This is a genomic window from Urinicoccus timonensis (genome assembly GCF_900232945.1).
Lineage (GTDB): Bacteria > Bacillota > Clostridia > Tissierellales > Peptoniphilaceae > Urinicoccus > Urinicoccus timonensis.
In genome coordinates this window covers 40,170-60,013 of sequence record NZ_OCTU01000005.1, presented here as the reverse complement: position 1 = coordinate 60,013, position 19,844 = coordinate 40,170, and the positions used below count along the sequence as shown (strand labels likewise).

General features: G+C 36.6%; 23 protein-coding genes. 1 reads left to right on the top strand and 22 read right to left on the bottom strand.

Annotated features, from left to right (window positions below; genetic code table 11):
* Positions 1-4 precede the first annotated feature (4 nt).
* The 17 genes from CS898_RS08075 to CS898_RS07995 all read right to left on the bottom strand — a co-directional run bounded on the left by CS898_RS08075 (position 5) and on the right by CS898_RS07995 (position 13,654).
* On the bottom strand, positions 5-877 hold the full coding sequence (locus CS898_RS08075; protein WP_099208791.1) for an RluA family pseudouridine synthase: 873 nt from the start codon (positions 875-877) through the stop codon (positions 5-7).
* Positions 865-1,323, bottom strand: a complete 459-nt coding sequence (gene lspA, locus CS898_RS08070; protein ID WP_099208790.1) for a signal peptidase II — start codon at positions 1,321-1,323, stop codon at positions 865-867. The genes CS898_RS08075 and lspA overlap by 13 nt, the downstream gene beginning before the upstream one ends.
* A gap of 12 nt (positions 1,324-1,335) precedes the next feature.
* Positions 1,336-2,112, bottom strand: coding sequence for a YlmH family RNA-binding protein (locus tag CS898_RS08065; RefSeq protein WP_099208789.1), 777 nt, complete (start codon positions 2,110-2,112; stop codon positions 1,336-1,338).
* A complete protein-coding gene (locus CS898_RS08060) occupies positions 2,112-2,588 on the bottom strand; it encodes a cell division protein SepF (protein WP_009431650.1) in 477 nt (158 codons plus the stop codon). The genes CS898_RS08065 and CS898_RS08060 overlap by 1 nt, the downstream gene beginning before the upstream one ends.
* 10 nt (positions 2,589-2,598) lie before the next feature.
* A complete protein-coding gene (locus CS898_RS08055) occupies positions 2,599-3,309 on the bottom strand; it encodes a YggS family pyridoxal phosphate-dependent enzyme (protein WP_009431862.1) in 711 nt (236 codons plus the stop codon).
* Positions 3,310-3,322: 13 nt separating this feature from the next.
* Positions 3,323-4,465 (bottom strand): biotin/lipoyl attachment domain-containing protein, encoded by a 1,143-nt coding sequence (locus CS898_RS08050; RefSeq protein WP_143614610.1) that lies wholly within the window; start codon positions 4,463-4,465, stop codon positions 3,323-3,325.
* 149 nt (positions 4,466-4,614) lie between these two features.
* Complete coding sequence (locus CS898_RS08045) at positions 4,615-5,622, bottom strand: NAD(P)H-dependent glycerol-3-phosphate dehydrogenase (protein ID WP_009430018.1); 1,008 nt, start codon at positions 5,620-5,622, stop codon at positions 4,615-4,617.
* A 2-nt stretch (positions 5,623-5,624) separates the two neighbouring features.
* Positions 5,625-6,215: a glycerol-3-phosphate 1-O-acyltransferase PlsY gene (plsY, locus tag CS898_RS08040; protein ID WP_099208787.1), complete on the bottom strand. Its 591-nt coding sequence runs from the start codon at positions 6,213-6,215 to the stop codon at positions 5,625-5,627.
* 1 nt (position 6,216) lies between these two features.
* A complete protein-coding gene (gene der, locus CS898_RS08035) occupies positions 6,217-7,539 on the bottom strand; it encodes a ribosome biogenesis GTPase Der (RefSeq protein WP_009431855.1) in 1,323 nt (440 codons plus the stop codon).
* Positions 7,532-8,887 (bottom strand): DUF512 domain-containing protein, encoded by a 1,356-nt coding sequence (locus CS898_RS08030; protein WP_099208786.1) that lies wholly within the window; start codon positions 8,885-8,887, stop codon positions 7,532-7,534. Before CS898_RS08030 ends, der begins: the two co-directional genes overlap by 8 nt.
* A gap of 20 nt (positions 8,888-8,907) precedes the next feature.
* Positions 8,908-10,140 carry a serine hydroxymethyltransferase gene (gene glyA, locus CS898_RS08025; protein WP_009430255.1) on the bottom strand — a complete coding sequence of 411 codons (1,233 nt, stop codon included), beginning with the start codon at positions 10,138-10,140 and terminating at the stop codon, positions 8,908-8,910.
* A gap of 17 nt (positions 10,141-10,157) precedes the next feature.
* Positions 10,158-10,700 (bottom strand): DUF6648 family protein, encoded by a 543-nt coding sequence (locus CS898_RS08020; protein ID WP_099208785.1) that lies wholly within the window; start codon positions 10,698-10,700, stop codon positions 10,158-10,160.
* Between the two features lie 148 nt (positions 10,701-10,848).
* Entirely contained in the window at positions 10,849-11,277 is a 429-nt protein-coding gene (locus tag CS898_RS08015) for a hypothetical protein (protein WP_009431690.1), read from the bottom strand.
* Between the two features lie 24 nt (positions 11,278-11,301).
* Complete coding sequence (mnmL, locus tag CS898_RS08010; protein ID WP_009430940.1) at positions 11,302-12,240, bottom strand: tRNA modification radical SAM protein MnmL/YtqA; 939 nt, start codon at positions 12,238-12,240, stop codon at positions 11,302-11,304.
* Positions 12,203-12,535, bottom strand: coding sequence for a DUF1292 domain-containing protein (locus CS898_RS08005; RefSeq protein ID WP_009430474.1), 333 nt, complete (start codon positions 12,533-12,535; stop codon positions 12,203-12,205). Before CS898_RS08005 ends, mnmL begins: the two co-directional genes overlap by 38 nt.
* Positions 12,536-12,658: 123 nt before the next feature.
* Positions 12,659-13,408 (bottom strand): peptidylprolyl isomerase, encoded by a 750-nt coding sequence (locus CS898_RS08000; protein WP_099208784.1) that lies wholly within the window; start codon positions 13,406-13,408, stop codon positions 12,659-12,661.
* Positions 13,409-13,456: 48 nt separating this feature from the next.
* Positions 13,457-13,654: a cold-shock protein gene (locus tag CS898_RS07995; protein WP_009430319.1), complete on the bottom strand. Its 198-nt coding sequence runs from the start codon at positions 13,652-13,654 to the stop codon at positions 13,457-13,459.
* Between the two features lie 385 nt (positions 13,655-14,039).
* Here CS898_RS07995 and glmS point away from each other — a divergent pair, with 385 nt between their 5' ends.
* The gene (glmS, locus tag CS898_RS07985) at positions 14,040-15,866 is read left to right on the top strand and encodes a glutamine--fructose-6-phosphate transaminase (isomerizing) (RefSeq protein WP_099208783.1); all 1,827 of its coding nucleotides are present in this window, start codon (positions 14,040-14,042) and stop codon (positions 15,864-15,866) included.
* 52 nt (positions 15,867-15,918) lie between these two features.
* On the opposite strand, the gene CS898_RS07980 is transcribed toward glmS, so the two are convergent.
* From CS898_RS07980 to cobT, 5 genes are all read right to left on the bottom strand, one after another.
* Positions 15,919-16,755, bottom strand: coding sequence for an S-layer homology domain-containing protein (locus tag CS898_RS07980; RefSeq protein WP_039880903.1), 837 nt, complete (start codon positions 16,753-16,755; stop codon positions 15,919-15,921).
* A gap of 183 nt (positions 16,756-16,938) precedes the next feature.
* Positions 16,939-17,499, bottom strand: a complete 561-nt coding sequence (locus CS898_RS07975) for a histidine phosphatase family protein (protein WP_009432032.1) — start codon at positions 17,497-17,499, stop codon at positions 16,939-16,941.
* A 1-nt stretch (position 17,500) separates the two neighbouring features.
* Entirely contained in the window at positions 17,501-18,214 is a 714-nt protein-coding gene (cobS, locus tag CS898_RS07970; RefSeq protein ID WP_009430326.1) for an adenosylcobinamide-GDP ribazoletransferase, read from the bottom strand.
* Positions 18,211-18,750, bottom strand: coding sequence for a bifunctional adenosylcobinamide kinase/adenosylcobinamide-phosphate guanylyltransferase (cobU, locus tag CS898_RS07965; protein WP_009430809.1), 540 nt, complete (start codon positions 18,748-18,750; stop codon positions 18,211-18,213). Before cobU ends, cobS begins: the two co-directional genes overlap by 4 nt.
* The gene (cobT, locus tag CS898_RS07960; protein WP_009430361.1) at positions 18,747-19,832 is read right to left on the bottom strand and encodes a nicotinate-nucleotide--dimethylbenzimidazole phosphoribosyltransferase; all 1,086 of its coding nucleotides are present in this window, start codon (positions 19,830-19,832) and stop codon (positions 18,747-18,749) included. Before cobT ends, cobU begins: the two co-directional genes overlap by 4 nt.
* Positions 19,833-19,844: the final 12 nt, after the last annotated feature.

Here is a 19,844-nt window from a genome sequence, read left to right as displayed (position 1 = left end):
AATCTTATTTTTTCATAATTGTATCAAAATATTCTGGATTTGGTCTTTGAACCATAAGCAGATGGTGACTTCTAGGATGAATAAAAGACATTTGGCTGGCTACTAGGGCCTGGGAGTCTAAACCATAAAAAGGTTGATGTGAATAAGTTTGATCCCCAATAATACTATGTCCTATAGATTTTAAATGGACACGAATCTGGTGGGTTCTTCCTGTGACAATAGAAACTTCTAATAAGCTTTTATTGTCAGACCAATCTAGGGGGCGAACATGACTAATGGCTTTCTTCCCCTCGGAATAGGTCGTCATTTTTTTACGGTCAACCTTACTCCGACCAATAGGATTATTAATGGTCAAAGGCTCTCTAAGCAAACCATGAACGATACACTTATAGATTTTTTTGACCCTCCTCTTTTTGAAATCTTCCATTAAAGCCTTCATGGTAAATTCATTTTTAGCCACAAGCAGTAGACCCTCTGTATCCTTATCTAAACGGTGGACGATGCCAGGACGCAAAGGATCGTCCAAAATAGGTAGGTTAGGATACTTGTATAAAAGTCTATGGACCAAGCTATCTTCCTCTTCCCCTGCCCCCGGATGGACCACTAAATTTTTGGGCTTATTAACAACGAGTAAATCTTTATCTTCATAGTAAATATCCAATTCCTTATTAACCGGAATGATTTGATACTTACCTTTCAAATATACACGAATCTCATCCTGCTTAGATAAAAGAAATCCAGCCTTAACTTCTTGATGGTTGACTAGAATCCTTTTTTCCTTGTTCAACTTTTTCACTTGAGACCGGGTCATCCCTAATTTATCCGCTAAATAGACATCCAAACGCAGGCCATCTAGACCCTGAATTATTTTTTCCATGAATTCCCCTTACCATCGCTCTTCAAAATAGTAAAGCATAAAAGGATGGACCCCACAACAATCATGGTATCTGCCAGATTAAAGACGGCAAAATGATAACTTTTAAATTTCAAACTAATGAAGTCTACCACATAGCCCAGTCGAACCCGATCAATGAAGTTACCAAAAGTTCCCGCTAAAATTAAAACCAAGGACCAGTATGGCAAGGAAAATTTTTTAAGCTTGGGTAAATTATAAAGAATAGCAACGACTACCACTAGGGTAATAATTAGGAACAAAAGGAATTTATTTTGTAAAATACCAAATGCAGCCCCTGAATTTTCTAGGTACATTAACTTAAAAAAACCTGGCACTAGGACCAGATCTCTAGATACAAGATATTTAACCACTAATAGTTTTGAAAATTGGTCTAATAATGTCAGCAACAATACAAGTAAAAATGTCATATAAATCCTTTCCTATTTTTGATATAGAATTCGAACCCTGTAGCGTTCTTTTTTTGTCTTTTTGATAATTCCATCAAAAATAAACCGTCCTTTCCTGCGAACGGAAACCATATCTCCTTGGTTGAGAAGCACAGAGGGTTTTGTTTCAAGACAAAAGTTCACCTTAACCAATTCTCTTTTTAAAAGCAAACTACTTTGGCTTCTGGATAGGTGGAAATATTCGCTAATTATTGTGTCTAATCTCAAGGAAGAAACAGTCAACTCTCTAACTTCATAATGAATTTTGGGGCGAATAAGTTTTGTGGCATCAATTTTTTTTAAGCTTATGGAATTTCTTCTTATCTTTTTTAGGTTAAATTCCAAAAAGTCTGCCAGCTCATTTTTTACAGCAAAATAAAAGGCATCCTCAGAGAAAAAAATATCGCCAATCTTTTTTCTTTCGATGCCTAGAGATAAAAGGCTACCTAATACGTCGCGATGGGAAAATAATCCATCCCACGGGCCCTGGATTAATTGCAAATCCGAATAATCTTCTAGGTTATAGAAATCAGGTGCAATTAAGATAATTTTTTGTTCACTTGGTTCAAATCCACCATCAAGGCGAAAATGAAGATCATGAAATTGAGAGACTAGACTACTAGCAAGTTTTTGTTCATGGGGATTTAGAAAATCAGAACTATAGACAGACTTATGTTTTAGGGCCCCTTCAACATAGTCTAAAATCCTGCGTGCAGTTTTTTCGTCTTCAGGATTATTTAAGTGGGATATATACTTAGCTTTATCAAGCATTACCAGGGGAAAACACCTGAGTTTTGAAGCTCTTCCTTTAATCCATCAATTTCAACAGATGGGGGGGCTAGAATAAAGATATCTTTATTTACTTTTTGAATCTTACCTTCAATAGCATAAAGGGCTCCATTTACAAAATCAAAGATTTCTCTCTTCACATCCAGGTCTAATTGTTCAAAATTTAAAACAACTGCCTTATGAGCCTTAAGGTCGTCTACAATGCTTGGAGATTCGTCATAATTCAAGGGTTCATGGACAGAAATAACCATGTTTCCTGAAGTGTGCATATGAATGTTTCCATTTCTAGCCATAGTCTTACGGGTTTTTAGGCTTCTTTGTTGATCTCTTTCGGGCACAATAGGATTTTCTTCTTCTTCGAATTGGTCATCTTGAAGTTCTTCTTCATAATCTTCATAGTCATCTTCATCATAACCAAAACCAAAAGCTCGCATAAATTTTGAAAACACATTACTCATAACTTTCCTCCTAATAATATCTTTTACTATAATCTCGCTGACCGAAAAGGGACCGCCCAACGCGAACAATATTGGCGCCTTCTTCAATCGCTATTGTATAGTCATTTGTCATACCCATGGACAAATATTTCATATCTAATTCATTATACCCTTTTTTTGAAATCTTTTCTCGTAATTTTGACAATTCTCTAAAAATTTTTCGGATATAGTCCGTATCATCGGTATGAGGAGCCATAGTCATGAGTCCTTGGATTGAAATATTGGGGTATTCTAAACACTTTTCTATAAAAGATTCAACTTCATCTACATAAAGTCCAGACTTGGTATCTTCTTTGGATACATTAACTTGGATCAAACAAGGCATCTTTCGATCAATGGCCTTGGCTCTTTTATTGATTTCTTTTGCCAGACTCAAGCGATCAAGAGAATGAATTAAGTCGACCTTATCAATGATATATTTTACCTTATTACTTTGTAAAGATCCGATTAAATGATATTCCAACTTGTCGGGATGGTCTTTGTATGCATTATATTTTGTTAAAAATTCTTGTACTCGATTTTCTCCAATACAGTGCTCTCCATTGTCTAATACAGACTGAACAATGGATGGGTCATGATTTTTTGTGACGCAAACTAACTTGACTTCTTGCTGGTAAGGGCTATTTTCTTTTGCTTTTTGGATATTTTCGCGGACGCGTTCAAACTGGTCTGAATAATTCATATGTCACTACTTTCTAATTAATTAACTGTTTTTCTTGGACTGCAGTTGGATCTAGGACTATATTGTCTTCATAGGTAATGGTTTGTACCTGCTTATGCTGATTTTTTTCACCAATGGTAATTTTATTTTTCATGTCTCCTTTTTTTACATAAGCCCAATCTTCATTTTGGGCAATGATTTTTACAGGGACAAAACGAACTAGATTATGGATATCTTGAACGTAGACCCCAGTTTTTTTCTTCTGCTCCACAATAGCCTTGGCTGGTACTGTATAAGCGTCTTCTTGCTTTAAAATAATTTCTGCATTTTGCTTGGCCTTGGTATAGTTTTGCTCAAAACCCTCTTCCATAGCAATAATAATGACGCCTTCTTTTGCCTGTCCCTCTTTAATTTCTCTTATAACTCCCTTAATTGCTTCTTTCTTATTAAGGACCAAGCTAACTTCTTGACCAATCTCTAGGTCTTTTAATTTTGAATTATTGTGGACACTTACAGCTATATACCACTGAAGGTTGTCAATAATTCGAAAAATAGGCTTGTCTTTTTTAACCTTAACTCCTGATTGTTGGATGGGGCTAAAATGCAATTGATCCAAATAGCTTAAGGTAAACTTATCGAAAGATCCATCATAATTTAAGCTTTTACCTGCTGGGAAAATATAGGAAATCACTCCGGGGAAAGTGGACACATACCTTGACCTGGTTTGGGACAAGGCCCTTGATAGGTCTTCCTTTTTTTCTTCTAACGACTCCAGGGGCTCGTTTAACAATTCACTTAATTCTGAAATGTTGACATTGTGAGGTGTAATCAGGTCCAAATTGTTAATATCAGAAATCATAGCTTGAAAGTCGTTGTCTTTGATTGAACTTTGGATTTTTTCAATTGTTTTTCTTATTTCTGGCGTTTCTTGATAGTTGTCCTTTTCAGATGATCTTTTGTTACTTTTATAGTCAATTGCTGCTTGGATGCGAATTAAATCATCCTTTTGTGAGGAAAAATCATCCTGAAAGTTAACTGTAGCAATTTCATAGTCAACAGGAACTCTCTCCCCTTCTTGGGCTCCATAAACCACAATTCCATCATTTTTTGCATAAAATTGACTTTGGTTTAAAATCGTATAACCCTGTCCCCGGATAACATTTTTATAGGTTGTCATCTTCGGACGGGTAGTAGCTAATTTTTTATATCCAATTCTAAAAATAGGACGAACTAAGAGAAATACGACTAGTATAAAAAGTAGGAAAGCCAAAAGTCCCTTTAGAGGTTTCCTTTTTGACCTTTTATTTTTTCTAACCACAATAACACCTATAAGAAAAAGACTTCTTCAATTTCATCTTTTGAATCTCTCGTCATTAAAATTTTAACAGCTTCCAAGGGATTTTTGTCTTCATACAAAACTCCATATAATTTATTAGTAATGGGCATGTCTACAGATAGTTTTTTAGCCAAATCGTAAGCCGACTTGGTGGTTTTAACCCCTTCAACAACCATACCAACTTGACGACTGGCCTCTTCAACACTTAGGCCTTGTCCAATTAAAATTCCACACCTGCGATTCCTCGAGTGCATACTGGTGCAGGTTACAATTAAATCCCCCATACCGGCTAAGCCATGAAAAGTTTGAGGATTCCCTCCCATTTCAATAGCAAGCTTGCTGATCTCATACATTCCTCGAGTCATAAGAGCGGCCTTAGTATTATCACCAAATTTAAGGCCGTCGCTGATACCTGCTGCCAAGGCAATAATATTTTTTAAAGCTCCTCCTAATTCAACTCCTACCAAGTCGTGGTTGGTATAAACTCGAAAGTTTTTAGTTGAAAATATGTTTTGTATCTTGTAAGCATGAGCCATATCCTGACAAGCTACGGTTACACAGGTAGGAATATCTTTGGCTACTTCTTCTGCATGAGATGGCCCTGATAAACAAACAAAAGGAAGGTCTCCCAAAATTTCTTTTGAAATTTCAGATACCCTCTTTAGGCTCTTATTTTCAATTCCCTTAGCTAGATTAACTAGGATAACATCTTCTTTTAAAGAATATTCTTTGATCTTGTCTAAAACTTCACGACATGCTGAAGTGGGAACTGCCAAGACAATTATCTCTGCTTCTTCGACACACTTAAGACTCAGTGTATAGGATAAGTTTTCTGGTAAAGAAACCCCTGGTAAATAGGCAGGGTTTTCCTTAGATTCTTGTAAAACTTTATATTGGTCTTTAGAATTGGTGTACATAACCAGGTCATAGCCCTTATTTGCTAGGAGTCTTGCAATGGCCGTACCCCAACTTCCAGCACCTAGAACTGCTATTTTCATAATCATCCTCCAAGTTTCTTTTCTTCGCCACGAAGCAATCTCTTGATATTATCTTTATGACGGTATAATCCCAATAAACAGGTTAAAAGTAATAAGCTAAATTGCCCCTTACTAAAGGTGCCCTTTTCTAAAAAATAATAAAAGAAAGGCAGAAAACAGTACAAAAGGATTGACCATAAACTAATCAAACGAGTCGTTAAAGCTCCAATTGACCATATTATAATACCTAGCAAGCTGGGATAAAACCCAATAAGCAGGCTAGCTCCCATGGTTGTTGCAACACCTTTTCCTCCTTTAAAATGCATATAGAAAGGAAAAACATGGCCTAGTACACAAAAAAACATGGATAAATAGACATAAGAAGGCCCAAGAGTATATTTCACTAAATACACTGTTAAGGAACCCTTTAAAAAATCAATAAGAAAAGTTAAAAAACCAAACTTAAGGCCCATAACCCGAATGGCATTTGTTGTGCCCGCATTGCCACTTCCCTCCTGGCGGATATCCATATTAAAATGATACTTTCCAATTAAAAACGAACCCGAAATAGTTCCCATTAAATAGGAAAATATTGCAACAAATAGACTGGACATTTTAGTCTGTTTCCTTTCCTCTAGATTTGTAATTAAAGGTTAAGGGGACTCCATCGAAAGAAAAAGACTTTCGTATTTGATTTTCTAAAAACCTACGGTAGGTAAAGTGAAACAATTCGGGATCATTCACATAAAAATTAAACTTTGGAGGCCTTGTAGAAACTTGAGACCCATAAAATAATTTTCCCCTTCTCCCCTTGTCTGATGGTGGTTGATTCATCAATACCGCTTGATTCAAGAGATCGTTTAAAACTCCTGTAGGAATTCTTAAGCTATAGTTATTGTTGACAATATTAATGAGGTCTAGGAGTTGAGTAACTCTTTGGCCTGTTTTGGCAGAAATAAAAACAAGGGGGGCATAACTAGCAAAGGATAGTTTCTCTCTAATTTCCTTTTCATAGGCCCTCATGGTATTTGTTTCTTTTTCAACAGCATCCCATTTGTTTACAGCAATAATTAAACCCTTATTTTGATCATGAGCGTAGCCCATAATTTTTGTATCCTGTTCTGAAATACCTTCTGTTGCATCCACCATTAAGACACAAATATGCGACCGATCAATAGAAGATAAAGTTCGAACAGCAGAGTACCTTTCGATCTTCTCTTCAATCTTCTTTCTTTTGCGCAAACCAGCTGTATCTACAAAGATGTAGTCTGTATCCTTATAAGTAAAGTAGGAATCAATGGAGTCTCTTGTAGTTCCAGGGATATTGGTTACAATATTTCTATTTTCTCCAAGAATATAGTTAATTAAGGAGGACTTGCCTACATTGGGCTTACCTATGAAGCTGACGCGAATTTTAGGGTCATCTTCATCTGGATCTACTACAGGAAAATCTTCAATCACCTTATCTAACAAGTCACCAATCCCTTGACCCTGCTCTGCACTGACAAATATGGGCTCTCCAAAGCCTAATTCATAGAAATCATACATGTTTTCTTTTGTTTTTTTAGAATCTAATTTATTGACAGCTAAGATGACTTTTTTATTGGTTTGTCTCAAGCGATTGGCTAAATCTCGATCCATGGCAGTAACCGATTCTACACCATCCACTAAAAAGATAATCACATTTGAAGTTTCTAAAGCGATATCGGCTTGAAGCCGGATATTTTTCATAAAGGTATCATCAGATTTAACGTCCAACCCACCAGTATCAATTAAGATAAATTCTCGACCCAGCCAAGAGGCGCGTCCATAAATGCGGTCTCTGGTTACGCCTGGAGTATCCTCTGTAATGGATATCCTTTGACCTACAATTTTATTAAATAAAGAAGACTTGCCTACATTGGGCTTGCCTACAATGCATACAATTTGATCACTCATTATCGATCACCTTTTCTAATTCATTTATAAATTTAAAACCATCCCATGATCCGAGATAAATTTCCTGTTCTAATTGTTTTGATAAAGATTCATCTGTTTGGTCATCCAAAGTAATGAGCATATCTTCACGAAACATATTCCTGGGTAACATTATAGCATCTGCTTCTATCCCTTTCAATTGATCTAAGAGGTCATGGCCTGTTAACAAGCCTGAAACATTAACAGATCTACCAAAAAAATTGTTCTCTACTGGATAGACATCTATAGATAGGTTTGGAATGTCCCTTTCTAACTTCTCTTTAATCTTCAACATGGTTTCTTTAGACAGGGTAGAAGTTGCGAAGGCAATCTTCAAAGACTTACCTGTAATTTTTTTATTTAAATAGTCCTTGCTCTTTTCAAGAGCCTGGTCAATTTCTTCTAGAAAAGACCTGGTCATGCCAACACCATTTTCTATTTGGGGATAGCCCTCATAGTCTTCTTCTTGGGGCAGGGATTTTTTTGCCTTTAAATAAAACTCATCTGATAGGAAAAAAAGTCGCGTCCCTATGCTTTCTAAGCATTTTTTTTGCATTTTTTCAACTTGATTGATGGTCCTTAAAAGTTCATCCTCTGTAAAATCCCTCAAAGGAAATAAGTTTTTTCGGTGTCTTGTAAGGCCTACGGGAACAATAGCAACAGACTGAAGAGTTGGATAAAGATTATAGAGGTCCTCCATAGTCCTTTCTAATTCTTCTCCATCATTCATCTCCGGAATCAAAACAATTTGTCCATTAATTTCAAGATTAGCTTCATGAAATCTTTTTAAGGTCTCTAAAACATTCCCTGCGTCTGGATGCCTTAGCATTTTCTTTCTTAAGCTAGGATTGGTTGTGTGGATGGATACATTTACCGGGCTAATGCGATATTGAATCATCCGATTTATTTCATCCTGAGACATATTTGTCAGGGTAATGAAGTTTCCTTGTAAAAAGGATAAGCGGGAATCGTCATCCTTAAAATAAAGAGTTGATCTTAAGTTTTTAGGAAGTTGATCAATAAAGCAAAATACACAATGATTAGAGCAAGATTTGGCATGGTCAATTAAGGGGTTGGAAAAGTCTAGGCCCAAATCTTCATCATAGTCCTTCTCAATGTCAAAAATAATAATCTCTCCAGATTTCTTCTCAATCTCTAGCTCAATCTGTTCATCATGAATTAAAAATCGATAGTCAATGACGTCCTTTATTTTTTGACCATTTATGGACAGAAGTTGGTCCCCTTCTTCTAGGCCGATTTCAGAGGCAATGGTATCTGGAAAAACTGTTTGAATTGTATTTTGAAAATTATAGCTATTTTTTATTTCCATTCATTGTCTCCTAAGCTTCTTTATTTATAGAGAGGATGTTTTTGACATAAGTCTCTGACCATATTCAAGGATTCTTGACAAGACAAACGTTCCTTTAAAAGGCCTGAAATAATTTGACCTACCACTGTAAAGTCCTCTTCATTAAATCCGCGACTTGTCATGGCTGCTGTTCCAATGCGAATACCACTGGTTACAAAGGGAGATTGGGTTTCGTTTGGAATAGTATTCTTGTTAACAGCCAGGCCACCCTTGCCCAAAAGGGCTTCTGCATCTTTACCCGTAATTCCTAAAGACGTTAAATTCATTAAAATTAAGTGGTTATCTGTCCCCTTAGTGCAAAGATCAATTCCATCATCCATTAGGCTCTTAGCTAGAGCTTTAGCATTTTTAATGACTTGTTCTTGATACTCCTTAAAGGAAGGATCTAGGGCTTCTTTAAAACTAACAGCCTTGGCTGCAATAATATGCATCAAGGGTCCCCCTTGTAGACCTGGAAAGACAGCCTTGTCAATGGCCTTGGCAAATTCTTCCTTGCATAGAATAGCCCCACCCCTTGGCCCCCTCAAGGTCTTGTGAGTCGTTGTTGTTACCACATCTGCGTAAGGAACGGGACTCATATGGTGACCAGTAGCTACAAGGCCTGCAATGTGAGCCATATCAACCATGAGAAGCGCACCTGTTTCATGGGCAATTTCTCCAAATTTTTCAAAATCAATTTTTCGCGGGTAAGCTGAAGCCCCTGCTACGATTAATTTTGGCTTATGTTTTTTAGCAGCAGCATAAACTTGGTCATAATCAATTCTTTCTGTTTTTTCGTCTACACCATAAGCAACGAAGTTGAAATATTTTCCAGAAATATTTACAGGACTTCCATGGGTTAAGTGCCCCCCATGAGATAGGTTCATACCTAAAACAGTGTCTCCAGGATTTAAAAGGGCTACATAAACTGCTAAATTTGCATTTGCGCCAGAGTGGGGTTGAACATTGACGTGGTCCGCTTGGTAAAGTTTCTTTAAGCGGTCTCGTGCCAAGTCTTCTGCCAAATCCACAACTTCACATCCACCATAATATCTTTTTCCTGGGTATCCTTCTGCGTATTTATTGGTTAGGGCACTTCCCATCGCCTCTAAAACTGCTTTAGATACAAAATTTTCAGATGCAATTAGTTCGATATGCCCTTCTTGTCGGTCAACTTCTTTTTGAATAATTTCGTATATTTCCTTATCAACTACTTGTAAATTTTGTTTATTCATGATGGTCCTCTCTTCCATTAATATGTATCGTTGATGTATTCAGCAATCAGTGAAGGTCGTTTATTGATGTCAAATAATCCCTTGTCACATAAGATTTTGCGTATTTTCGGAGAAATTGAATGAAAAATAGCTTCTTTCCTCTTAAGAGCCACAATTTCAAAGAGTTTGTCATCTAGTCTCTTAGAGTCTGTTTGTATTGGATAGGCTTGAATGAATTCATAATTTAAAATCTCTAATATTTGACAGACCACATCATCCTTTTTTTCATAAAAAGAATTCCCTAAAGAGAAATAACGATTATAAGTTCTTTTGTTTTTCTTGCTTTTTTTACACTGGCTAGCCATCATAGAGTAATGTTTAGCCATACAGTTATAATATTGGTAATTAAAAAGTGCCTTTTCAAAACTATCAACTTTGACATAAGGACCACTCATTTGATAGGCCAGTTGAAAATTATTAATAATAAATTCTCGCTTTGACATCTCGCCCCTTGTGTAGTCTTCAATTAACTTCGATCTTCTCTTGTAAAATTTTAAGGCCTGTCTTTTCTCTGCATCCATAGTTTCCCCAATCAATAGATTGTTAAAAGTATCGGCACAATCATACTTAAGGCAATGAGTACTGCCAAAATACGAACAATTAGCTTATGATTGCCCATTATCCACCTCCTGCATATAAAACCGAAAGACCGGGTTAACCCGGTCTTAATTAATCTTCTAAAGTTACTTCTTCAGAACATGCTTGTAATTTTTCAGGCAGGTCTTTTGTTAAGCAATCTACATTAATGAATATTTGTCTTTCTTTAATATCTTCAATGGAAGAAAGTCTGTCATAAAGCATCTCAAGGTTGTCTTTGTTTAGATCAATAACCTTATAGATACTGTCAATATAAATCTTTTCCAAGTCAAAGTCCATTGCCATTAGGCCACATATAAAGCCATATAATGCGTCAATGTTGGTTAGCTTATAGTCTTGAGCGTTAATCAGGCGAATTTGATAATCAAGGCTGAAAATGTGGTCATCATCAACATCTACAAAGGCGATGTTTCCATTTCCGGATTTCAAGTCATCATTTGCATTATCAATAAGCCATTTTGTTTTTCCTGATCCTTTTGCCCCTACAATAAATTTTATCATGATTATCCTTCCTTTCAATCCATTCTATCTAATAGAACTTCCCTGTTCTATAGATTGCATATTCATTTGATCAATAATTTCATCTCGAATCTTCCACCAAGATTCCCCAAAATTACAAAAACGACTTGCTTCTTTTGGAGCCCGACCAATAATTCTTTGAACAACAATGTCCGGGTCTAAGTGAGATAAAAATAAGATTACTCTTTTTTGAAAAGCCTCCTTGTTTAAGAGGGTTACTTCCTTGTTTAAAAGCATTCTCTCAAGAACTGTATTTTTTAGTACATAAAGTGAATGCAACTTTATCTCATCTACTTTTAAGGCATTTAAGATTTTAGCCGCCTCAATAATGTCCAATTCATCGTCCCAGGGTAAGTCCATAATTAAATGAACCCCTATGCGAAAGGGATACTTTTTCAATCTTAGAACCCCTTCAATAAAATCAGATAGGTAGTGTCCTCGATTGAGGACTTGGAGAGTGTGGTTGTTTACACTTTGTAAGCCCAATTCAAAACAAACATCTAAACCTTGACAGATTCTTTCAGTTGCTAATAAATATTCCTCTCCTAAAAAGTCAGGACGGGTGGATATATTCACACCAACAATATTTGCCAAGCGGCAATCTTCCAAAGCTCTTTGATAGGACTCCAAGGGTTGGTAGGTGTTTGTAAAGTTTTGAAAATAGGCAATAAACTTATTGGCGTGATACCTCTTGCCGATATAATCCATATTTGCAAGAAGCTGGTCCCGAACACTTAATTGCTCTAAGTTTTCAAAGGATCCACCTTCTTCCCCACAAAAGATACAGCCTCCATAGGCACAAGTTCCATCCCTGTTAGGACAAGTTAAATTTAATTTAACCGGCAACTTATAAACCTTCTGACCGTACTTATCTTTTAAGTACTCACTATATTGTCTATAGGGTACCTTATTCTTCTTCAATTGGGAATTGTCTTTCAAACTCATCTGCTACTGCATCAAAGTCCTCTTCGGCAATTAATTTTAAGTCAATTTCTTCATCGTTCAGTTCCTCATATTCATATAAAAGAAGGCCTTCCTCTTCTTCCATATCATCTTCAGGAGCCAAGGCAATGTAGCTTTTTCCCTTAAAATCAAAAGTTGCATAAACGATACAATCTAGACTTTCACCATCTTCTAGTTCTAAATGAATAACAGGATATTCTTCTTCATGGTGTGTGTGGTTACCACAGCATTCATGATCATGGTCATGGTTATGGTGACAATTTTCGTGATTTGCCATAAAATTCTCCTTTAAATACACTATAATTATTTGAAATTAGATAGTCCTTATAACTATCTATTGCTTTTATTATACTAAAAATAGAAAAAATTATATAGCTATTTCAGTAAAATATTCAACAGATTAATAATAAGTTACAGTGTACTCTTTTTTTAGGTCTTCAATCTTGTCTAAATACACTCTTTGTTGTTTCAACCTCAAAGCTTCTTGCAGGCAAAGATCTTTAACTTCGTCGAATTCTTTTTGACGACCATCCTTACGATCATGTAGTTGAATAATATGGTAACCAAATTCAGTTTTGATTGGCTCAGAAATAGTCCCAACTTCCATAGAAAAGACAGCTTCATCAAAGGGTTTTACCATTTGTCCTGGTTTAAATGTGCCTAAATTACCACCATTTTCCTTGGATGGACAGGTTGAATATTCTTTGGCTAATTTTTCAAAGCTTTCACCCTTATCTAAGGATTCTTTAATTTCCTTAGCCTCTTCCTCTGTTTTCACTAGTATATGGCTAGCTGTTGCAGAAGCATCTTGATTAAATAATTGTTTGTTCTTCTCATAATAATCTTTTGCTTCTTCTTCGGTAACATTAATTCCTTCTAGTACTTTAGAAAAAGAATAAGACTTCAACAAATTGTCTTTTGTAAGTTCCAGAGCCTCTTTGAATTCTTCCTCTTCTTCATAATTTCGTTTTTTAGCATCAAGCAGTAAGAGTTCTTGGTGAACTAGTTCCCCAATAACATTTGCAATTCCATCTGTATTTTTAAACTGTTGAACTAGGTTTGGATCCATCCGTTTTATGAATTCCACTACTTGGTCTTCGTAGATACAAGCATCTTCTACCTTAGCTAATAATTTTCTCTCTTCAGTCATAGAACCTCCTTAAATAAAAACCTCTTAGAAGAGTCTAAGAGGCAAGTATTACAAAATTTCGATATTTTCAGCTTGAAGGCCTTTTTCGCTATCAACAACGTCAAAGCGAACACTTTGTCCTTCTTCTAAGGTTTTGAATCCTTCTTTTTGAATTTGACTAAAATGAGCAAACACATCTGTTCCCTCTTCTGTTGTAATAAAGCCAAAACCCTTTTCAGCGTTAAACCATTTAACAGTTCCGTTCATTTGATTCCTCCAAATTTTATTTCCTAAATGTTAAAATTTGAAGTGCTAGTAGTATAACTGTCAAATTTCAATGATTTAGGCTATTCATATCATAACATGGATAAAACATTTTCACAAGTTGATTTTAAGATTTTATCAAGACCCTATCAAGGATAACAATGTCTAAATTTAGCCTTAAATTTACAATCATTCTTAAATATGATATAATTTCAAGCCTAGAGATAAAAATTATTATAAAGCGCCAGAACCAGGTGGTTGACGAGGGATGGAGTGATCGAAATTTCGGCGGATGCTCCAAGGGTATCACAGCCCCAGCACTTAACAAAACTTTTACAGACAAAAATGGTGCAGTGAGTCTCTAAATAAATATTTTTGGAGGTAGCCTATGTGCGGTATAGTAGGATACTGTGGCCTTGAAAATGCAGAAGAAAGAATCATCCAAGGCCTTGAAAAACTAGAATATCGTGGATACGATTCTGCAGGAATTTCTATCATTAATTCAGATAAAGAGATTACAACTGTTAAGCGAGTTGGAAAATTAAAAGCTTTAAAAGAAGCTTTAAAGGATACTCCCCTAGACGGGAGAGTTGGTGTAGGGCATACTCGTTGGGCAACCCATGGTGTCCCCAGCGATGTCAATAGTCACCCTCAATTAAGTCAAAGCGGCAAGTTCGCTGTTGTCCATAATGGAATTATTGAAAATTTTTTAGACCTGAAAAAAGAATTGCAAGATCAGGGATACCAATTTAAGTCCGATACAGATACGGAGGTTATTTCCAACTTGTTTGAATTTTATCAAGAAGATGACTTCCTTGCAACGGCCTTAAAGGTATCAAGAGTCCTTGAAGGGGCCTATGCTATTGGAGTTATCTGCCAAGACCACCCCGACCAACTCATTGCTATTCGCCATGAAAGTCCCTTGGTTATTGGGGTTGAGGAGAAAGGGTATATCATTGCTTCTGATATCCCTGCCCTTTTAAATTATACTCGAGATGTTATTAGCCTAAAAAATGGGGAGCTCGCCTTAGTGGATAAAGATTCCATCCACTTCTACGACTTTGAAGGTCACTCTCTTGAAAAAAATAAAGAACATATAGATATAGGTATTGAAGCTGCAAGCAAGGATGGTTACGACCATTTTATGCTTAAGGAAATTTATGAACAACCTGATGTAATTAAGAAATCTTTGGATAATAAATTCCTCCAAGGTAAATTAAATCTCAAGGACCAAAGCCTCAGTAAGGAAGAGCTGTCATCTATAGAAAACATCTATTTTACCGCTTGTGGTACAGCCTACCACGCAGCTGAAGTGGGTATGCGGGCCATGGAAAAATTAATTCACAAAAAATGTCAAAATGAAATTGCATCTGAATTGAAATACTACCAACCCTTTATTAATGAAAAAACCTTGCTAATTGTTGTTTCTCAATCTGGCGAAACAGGTGATACCCTGGCTGCCATGCGAGAAGCCAAGGAAAAAGGAGCCAAAATCTTAGCGGTTACAAATGTGGTGGGATCATCCATTGCACGAGAAGCCGACAAAGTCATCTACTGCAATGCTGGGCCTGAAATTAGTGTTGCCTCTACTAAGGCCTACACAACTCAATTAATCTCCCTTTATGCCCTAGCTATTGATTTTGCGCAAAAACTTAACTGTATTTCAGACCAGGATGTGAAAAAATATATTGAAGAGCTCTACACCCTTCCCTCCAAGGTCCAAGAGGTCCTAAACCATAGAGAAAAATATAAAGATCTTGCTGAAAAAATAAAGACAGCAAAAAGTATTTTTTATTTAGGAAGAGGAATTGACTATTTGAGTGCCAAGGAAGGTGCTTTGAAGTTAAAGGAAATTTCTTACATTAATGCCGTTGCCTTTCAATCTGGTGAATTGAAACATGGATCTATTGCCCTTTTGGAAGATGACTTACCAGTGGTTTGTATTATTAGCCAGGAAGACCTGGTGGATAAGTCTATTTCTAATGTCAAAGAAGTAAAAGCTCGTGGAGCTTATGCCCTGACCATTACTCAAAAGACCTTTAAAAATGTTAAAGAAGTTAGTGATGATACCATCTTTATCCCTGAAACTTATGACATCTTTACCCCTGTCCTGTCAGTCCTTCCACAACAACTTTTGGCCTATGAAACTAGTCTAGCCCTGGGAAATGACGTTGACAAACCTAGAAATTTAGCAAAATCTGTTACGGTAGAATAAAAATAAACAAAAAAATGTCTCGGAATTTCATCATTCCGAGACATTTTTTTGTTTATTTAAGATTTACAATCCCATAAGCAACAATTAAAGCTTCTTCCCGAGAAGATGTCTTCTTAGGTGAAAACCTTCCATTATATCCCTTAATCAGGCCTAAGGATTCCATCTTGTAGACACTTTCCTTGGCCCAAAATGAAATGGACCCATCATCCTTGAATTTCCCTTGGGACTCGTGACCTTCTTTTCCTAAAGTTTGGCATAATTTGGCCACCATTGTAGCCATTTCTTCCCGAGTAATCTTGCCTTTGGGGTTAAAGCGATTGCCACCGACACCTTGGATAAAGCCTAATTCTTTGGCCTTTAAGATATAAGATTGTTTGGCATCCGAAAATCCACTACTGCTTAAGCTAGCAACTTTACCCGCTTTCTTTTCATAAGCTAAGACCAAGGCATGGGCAAATTCTTCTCGGATAATAGGTGACTTCAGATCACTTTTAACGCTATTGGGCACCAGGCCTAATTTGTTGGCCTGATTTAAATTTTCCACAGCCCAAGAGCTTACATTTTTTAAGCTGGGTCTCAATCCTACACTGACATAAGATGAAAAATCTGATTGGGTATTTCCCAAACGATAACGAACCCTAAAGGAATAATTGGATAAAAATACATTGAACTCCTTAACCGTAGCAAAGCTGTTTTCATCCAAGATGATTTGACTCTTAGCTCCCTTTTCTAAGGGGATTTGGACTAAGGGTTTTTTTGCTTCTGAATGCCAAGGATCTCCATTATTCTTTAAGTCAATTTCCGCCATAATAGGAATTCCTTTATTGATCTTATCTTGAATTGACTTAGGATTAGACCAAGATAGAGTAAAGTGACTGTATTCTTCCATCTCATTCTTCTGAATGGATATATTTAAATGCGTTGGTTTTTCATAAACTCCTTTAGCATAAGTAGTCATGGGTATACAAGTTATAATACACAAAAATAAAATAAGTATTTTGTTTAATCTTTTCAAAATATCAACCTCCTTGCCTATTGTAGCAGATATTTTGAAAAAGTGTCATTTTGTTACTTATTTGTAATTAATTTGTAAGATTTGAGAAAAGCCATTTTCTATCCTCAAAATGCTTAGACTGGCATTTTCAACAAAAAATTTAAAATAGCTTTCCTTTTGCCCCAATATAAGGGCTAAAAAGGCCCGGATAACTCCTTCGTGAGTTACAGCAACCACATCTCGATCCAATTGAATCCAATCATCTAAAAGACTTTTTACACGGTCCATTAATTCTTTAATACTTTCCCCTTGAGGTGGCCCAAAATCAAATGGATTTTTCATCCAATTTTTTATCTCCTCTGGATAACTTTCTTGTCCTTGAGAAAAAGTCAATCCCTCTAAGACTCCATAGGAAATTTCTAAGAGTCTGTCCTCAATTTTTCCTGGCCTAGCAAAAATTCCCTCCGCAGTTTGGATTGCTCTTTTGGCCGGGCTAACATACAAGTCTCCTTGAGGCGGATTTTGTTCCAAAAACTTTAAGCTTTCTTGACCCAAGTCAGTTAATGGAGTATCTATACTTGCATATATTCCTTGGACATTTGCCTGGCTTTGTCCATGTCTTATTAAATATATCTTCATATCAAACCAACCCTAAAACTAGAAGTCCAAAGGCTTCTGCTAGTTCCACATTTGCTCCATAATTATCTCCAGTAACACCATCGATTTTTTTCAAAGAAATAAACGAAGTAATTCCTACAACCAGAACCTGAACTAATAGGACCAAAAGCAGTTTTCTATCCATAAAAAATAAGTAGACTAAGAGCAAGATTCCAGAAACGAGAATGTAAGGAAGAGGTTTTGTTTTTTGTAACATTCTTCCCATACCATCCGGTCGCGCTGGTGGAAAGGTCCCAATAATTAGAGAATTAGCAAACCGAGCCCCTGCTAGAACCCCTGGCAAGGAATAAAATGTTAATGAAGCCTGACTCAGTAGGACGTATTTTGACAATAAAATTAATATTAAGGAAATAACTCCAAAGGCTCCTACTCGAGAATCCTTCATAATTTCCAGAATCTTATCCTTTTCTTTATTGGAGAAGAAGCCATCTGCCATATCACTTAAGCCATCTAAATGCATCCCTCCAGTAAAGGCAATCCAAAGAATTAAAACAAGCAAGGCTGCAATTTCTTGCTTACTAATGATTCTAAAGGGAATGGTTAGTAAATAACCCATTAATAAGCCTACCCAAGGAAAGAAAAACAAACTATGCCTTAAGTTTTTGTCAGAAAAATCTACCTGGATTGGAATATAAAATCGGGTTAAAAATTGTAAAGCGAGTATAAATGCCTTCATCCTTTAATCAAAACTCCTTGTCCACAGATTACAATATAGGCTTTATCTGCCAGATTGGCTGCATATTGGTTGATTCGCCCTTGGATATCCCTAAAAACTCTAGACAAGTGGTTTTCTGGAACAATACTGGAGCCAACTTCATTGGTTACCATGATCAAATGTCCCGAAGTACTTCTTATTTCTTGACAAAGTGAAAAAATTTCCGCCTTAATATTTTCTTCAATTTCTTTTTGCATTTCAGGACTAATGTGGTCTCCATCTTTTAAAACATCAAAGGTATGGTTTGTTGTAAGTAAGGTTAGGCAGTCCAGTAGGTAATAGGAAGTCTGATAGGGACAGCCCTCTAGTTTCAAGGGACTCTCCCAAGTATTCCACTCCTGTGGCCTTCTGAGCTTATGCTGTCTGACTCGTTCTTTCATTTCATCATCATAAACCTGGGAAGTTGCAATATAGGTGACATCCTTTTTGCCAGCCAATAAATTTTCAGCAAAGGAGGATTTTCCACTTCTAGCTCCTCCAGTAATCAAAGTAATCATTTTTGATCTCCATCCATATCCCTTATATTGACAAGTAAGGTGTTTTGAATAGCATTTGAATCAAAGGTCCCCATGTTCTTCATAGCGTAAAGAGCGTGGTCAAAAATTGTAAAAGTGAAGGGACATCCAGATCCTTCTCCCAACCGCATGTGAAGGTAGACAAGAGCTTCTTTTCCTAATAGGTCCAAAGAACCTGTCATGGCCTTTTCCATAGATAAGTGGGATGCAAAGAAAAATTCTCTGGCACCTGGAGCAATACGGTCAGCACAAAGGGCTGCCACAACACTAATGATGCCATCAATAACTACTGGTACACCATACTTGGCTCCAGCTAGAAAAACCCCTACCAAGCCACAAATATCCAAGCCTCCAACGCAAGAAAGAACCGTAAAAACATCTTGATTGTATAGGTCATATTTTTCAATAGCCTTTTTTATGACATTCACTTTATTGACCAGTTGTTGGTTGGTGATTCCTCCTCCAAGGCCCACGCAATCTTCCACCTTGTATTGGGACAAGGCTGCTAAAACAGCTGAGGATGTGGTGGTATTGGCGATACCAAGCTCTCCAGTCCCCAATATCTTATAGCCTCTTTGAATGTAATCTTCTGCAACATCCATGCCAGCTTGGATGGCCCTGTAAACATCTTCCATAGGAATTGCTGGCTCTTTTATAAAGTTTTTTGTTCCTTGACTTACTTGTTTTTGAATAACATTGTCTTCATAGGGGCCTTGATCAATAATTCCAATATTGACAACAGCTACATCACTTTCTTGATAATTACACAAGGCTGCTACACCAGTTTCACCCCTGGCCATAGCATTAGTCAGCATATAGGTAAAAGCTTGGGGGGAAGAACTCACATCTTCTTCATAAATTCCATTATCTGAAGCCATGACGATAACCACTTTTTTGTCCAAATCATTGGTAGGATTTCCGGTTATTTTAGCCAGTTGAATGGTCATTTCTTCTAGGGTGCCTAGACTACCTATGGGGTGGGTTCTTGAGTCCCAAATTTCTCTGGCCTTTTTAGCAGCTTCTTCGTCTAATGGATGCAGTGGAAAATCTTTAAATTGATTCAAAATTTTCTCCTT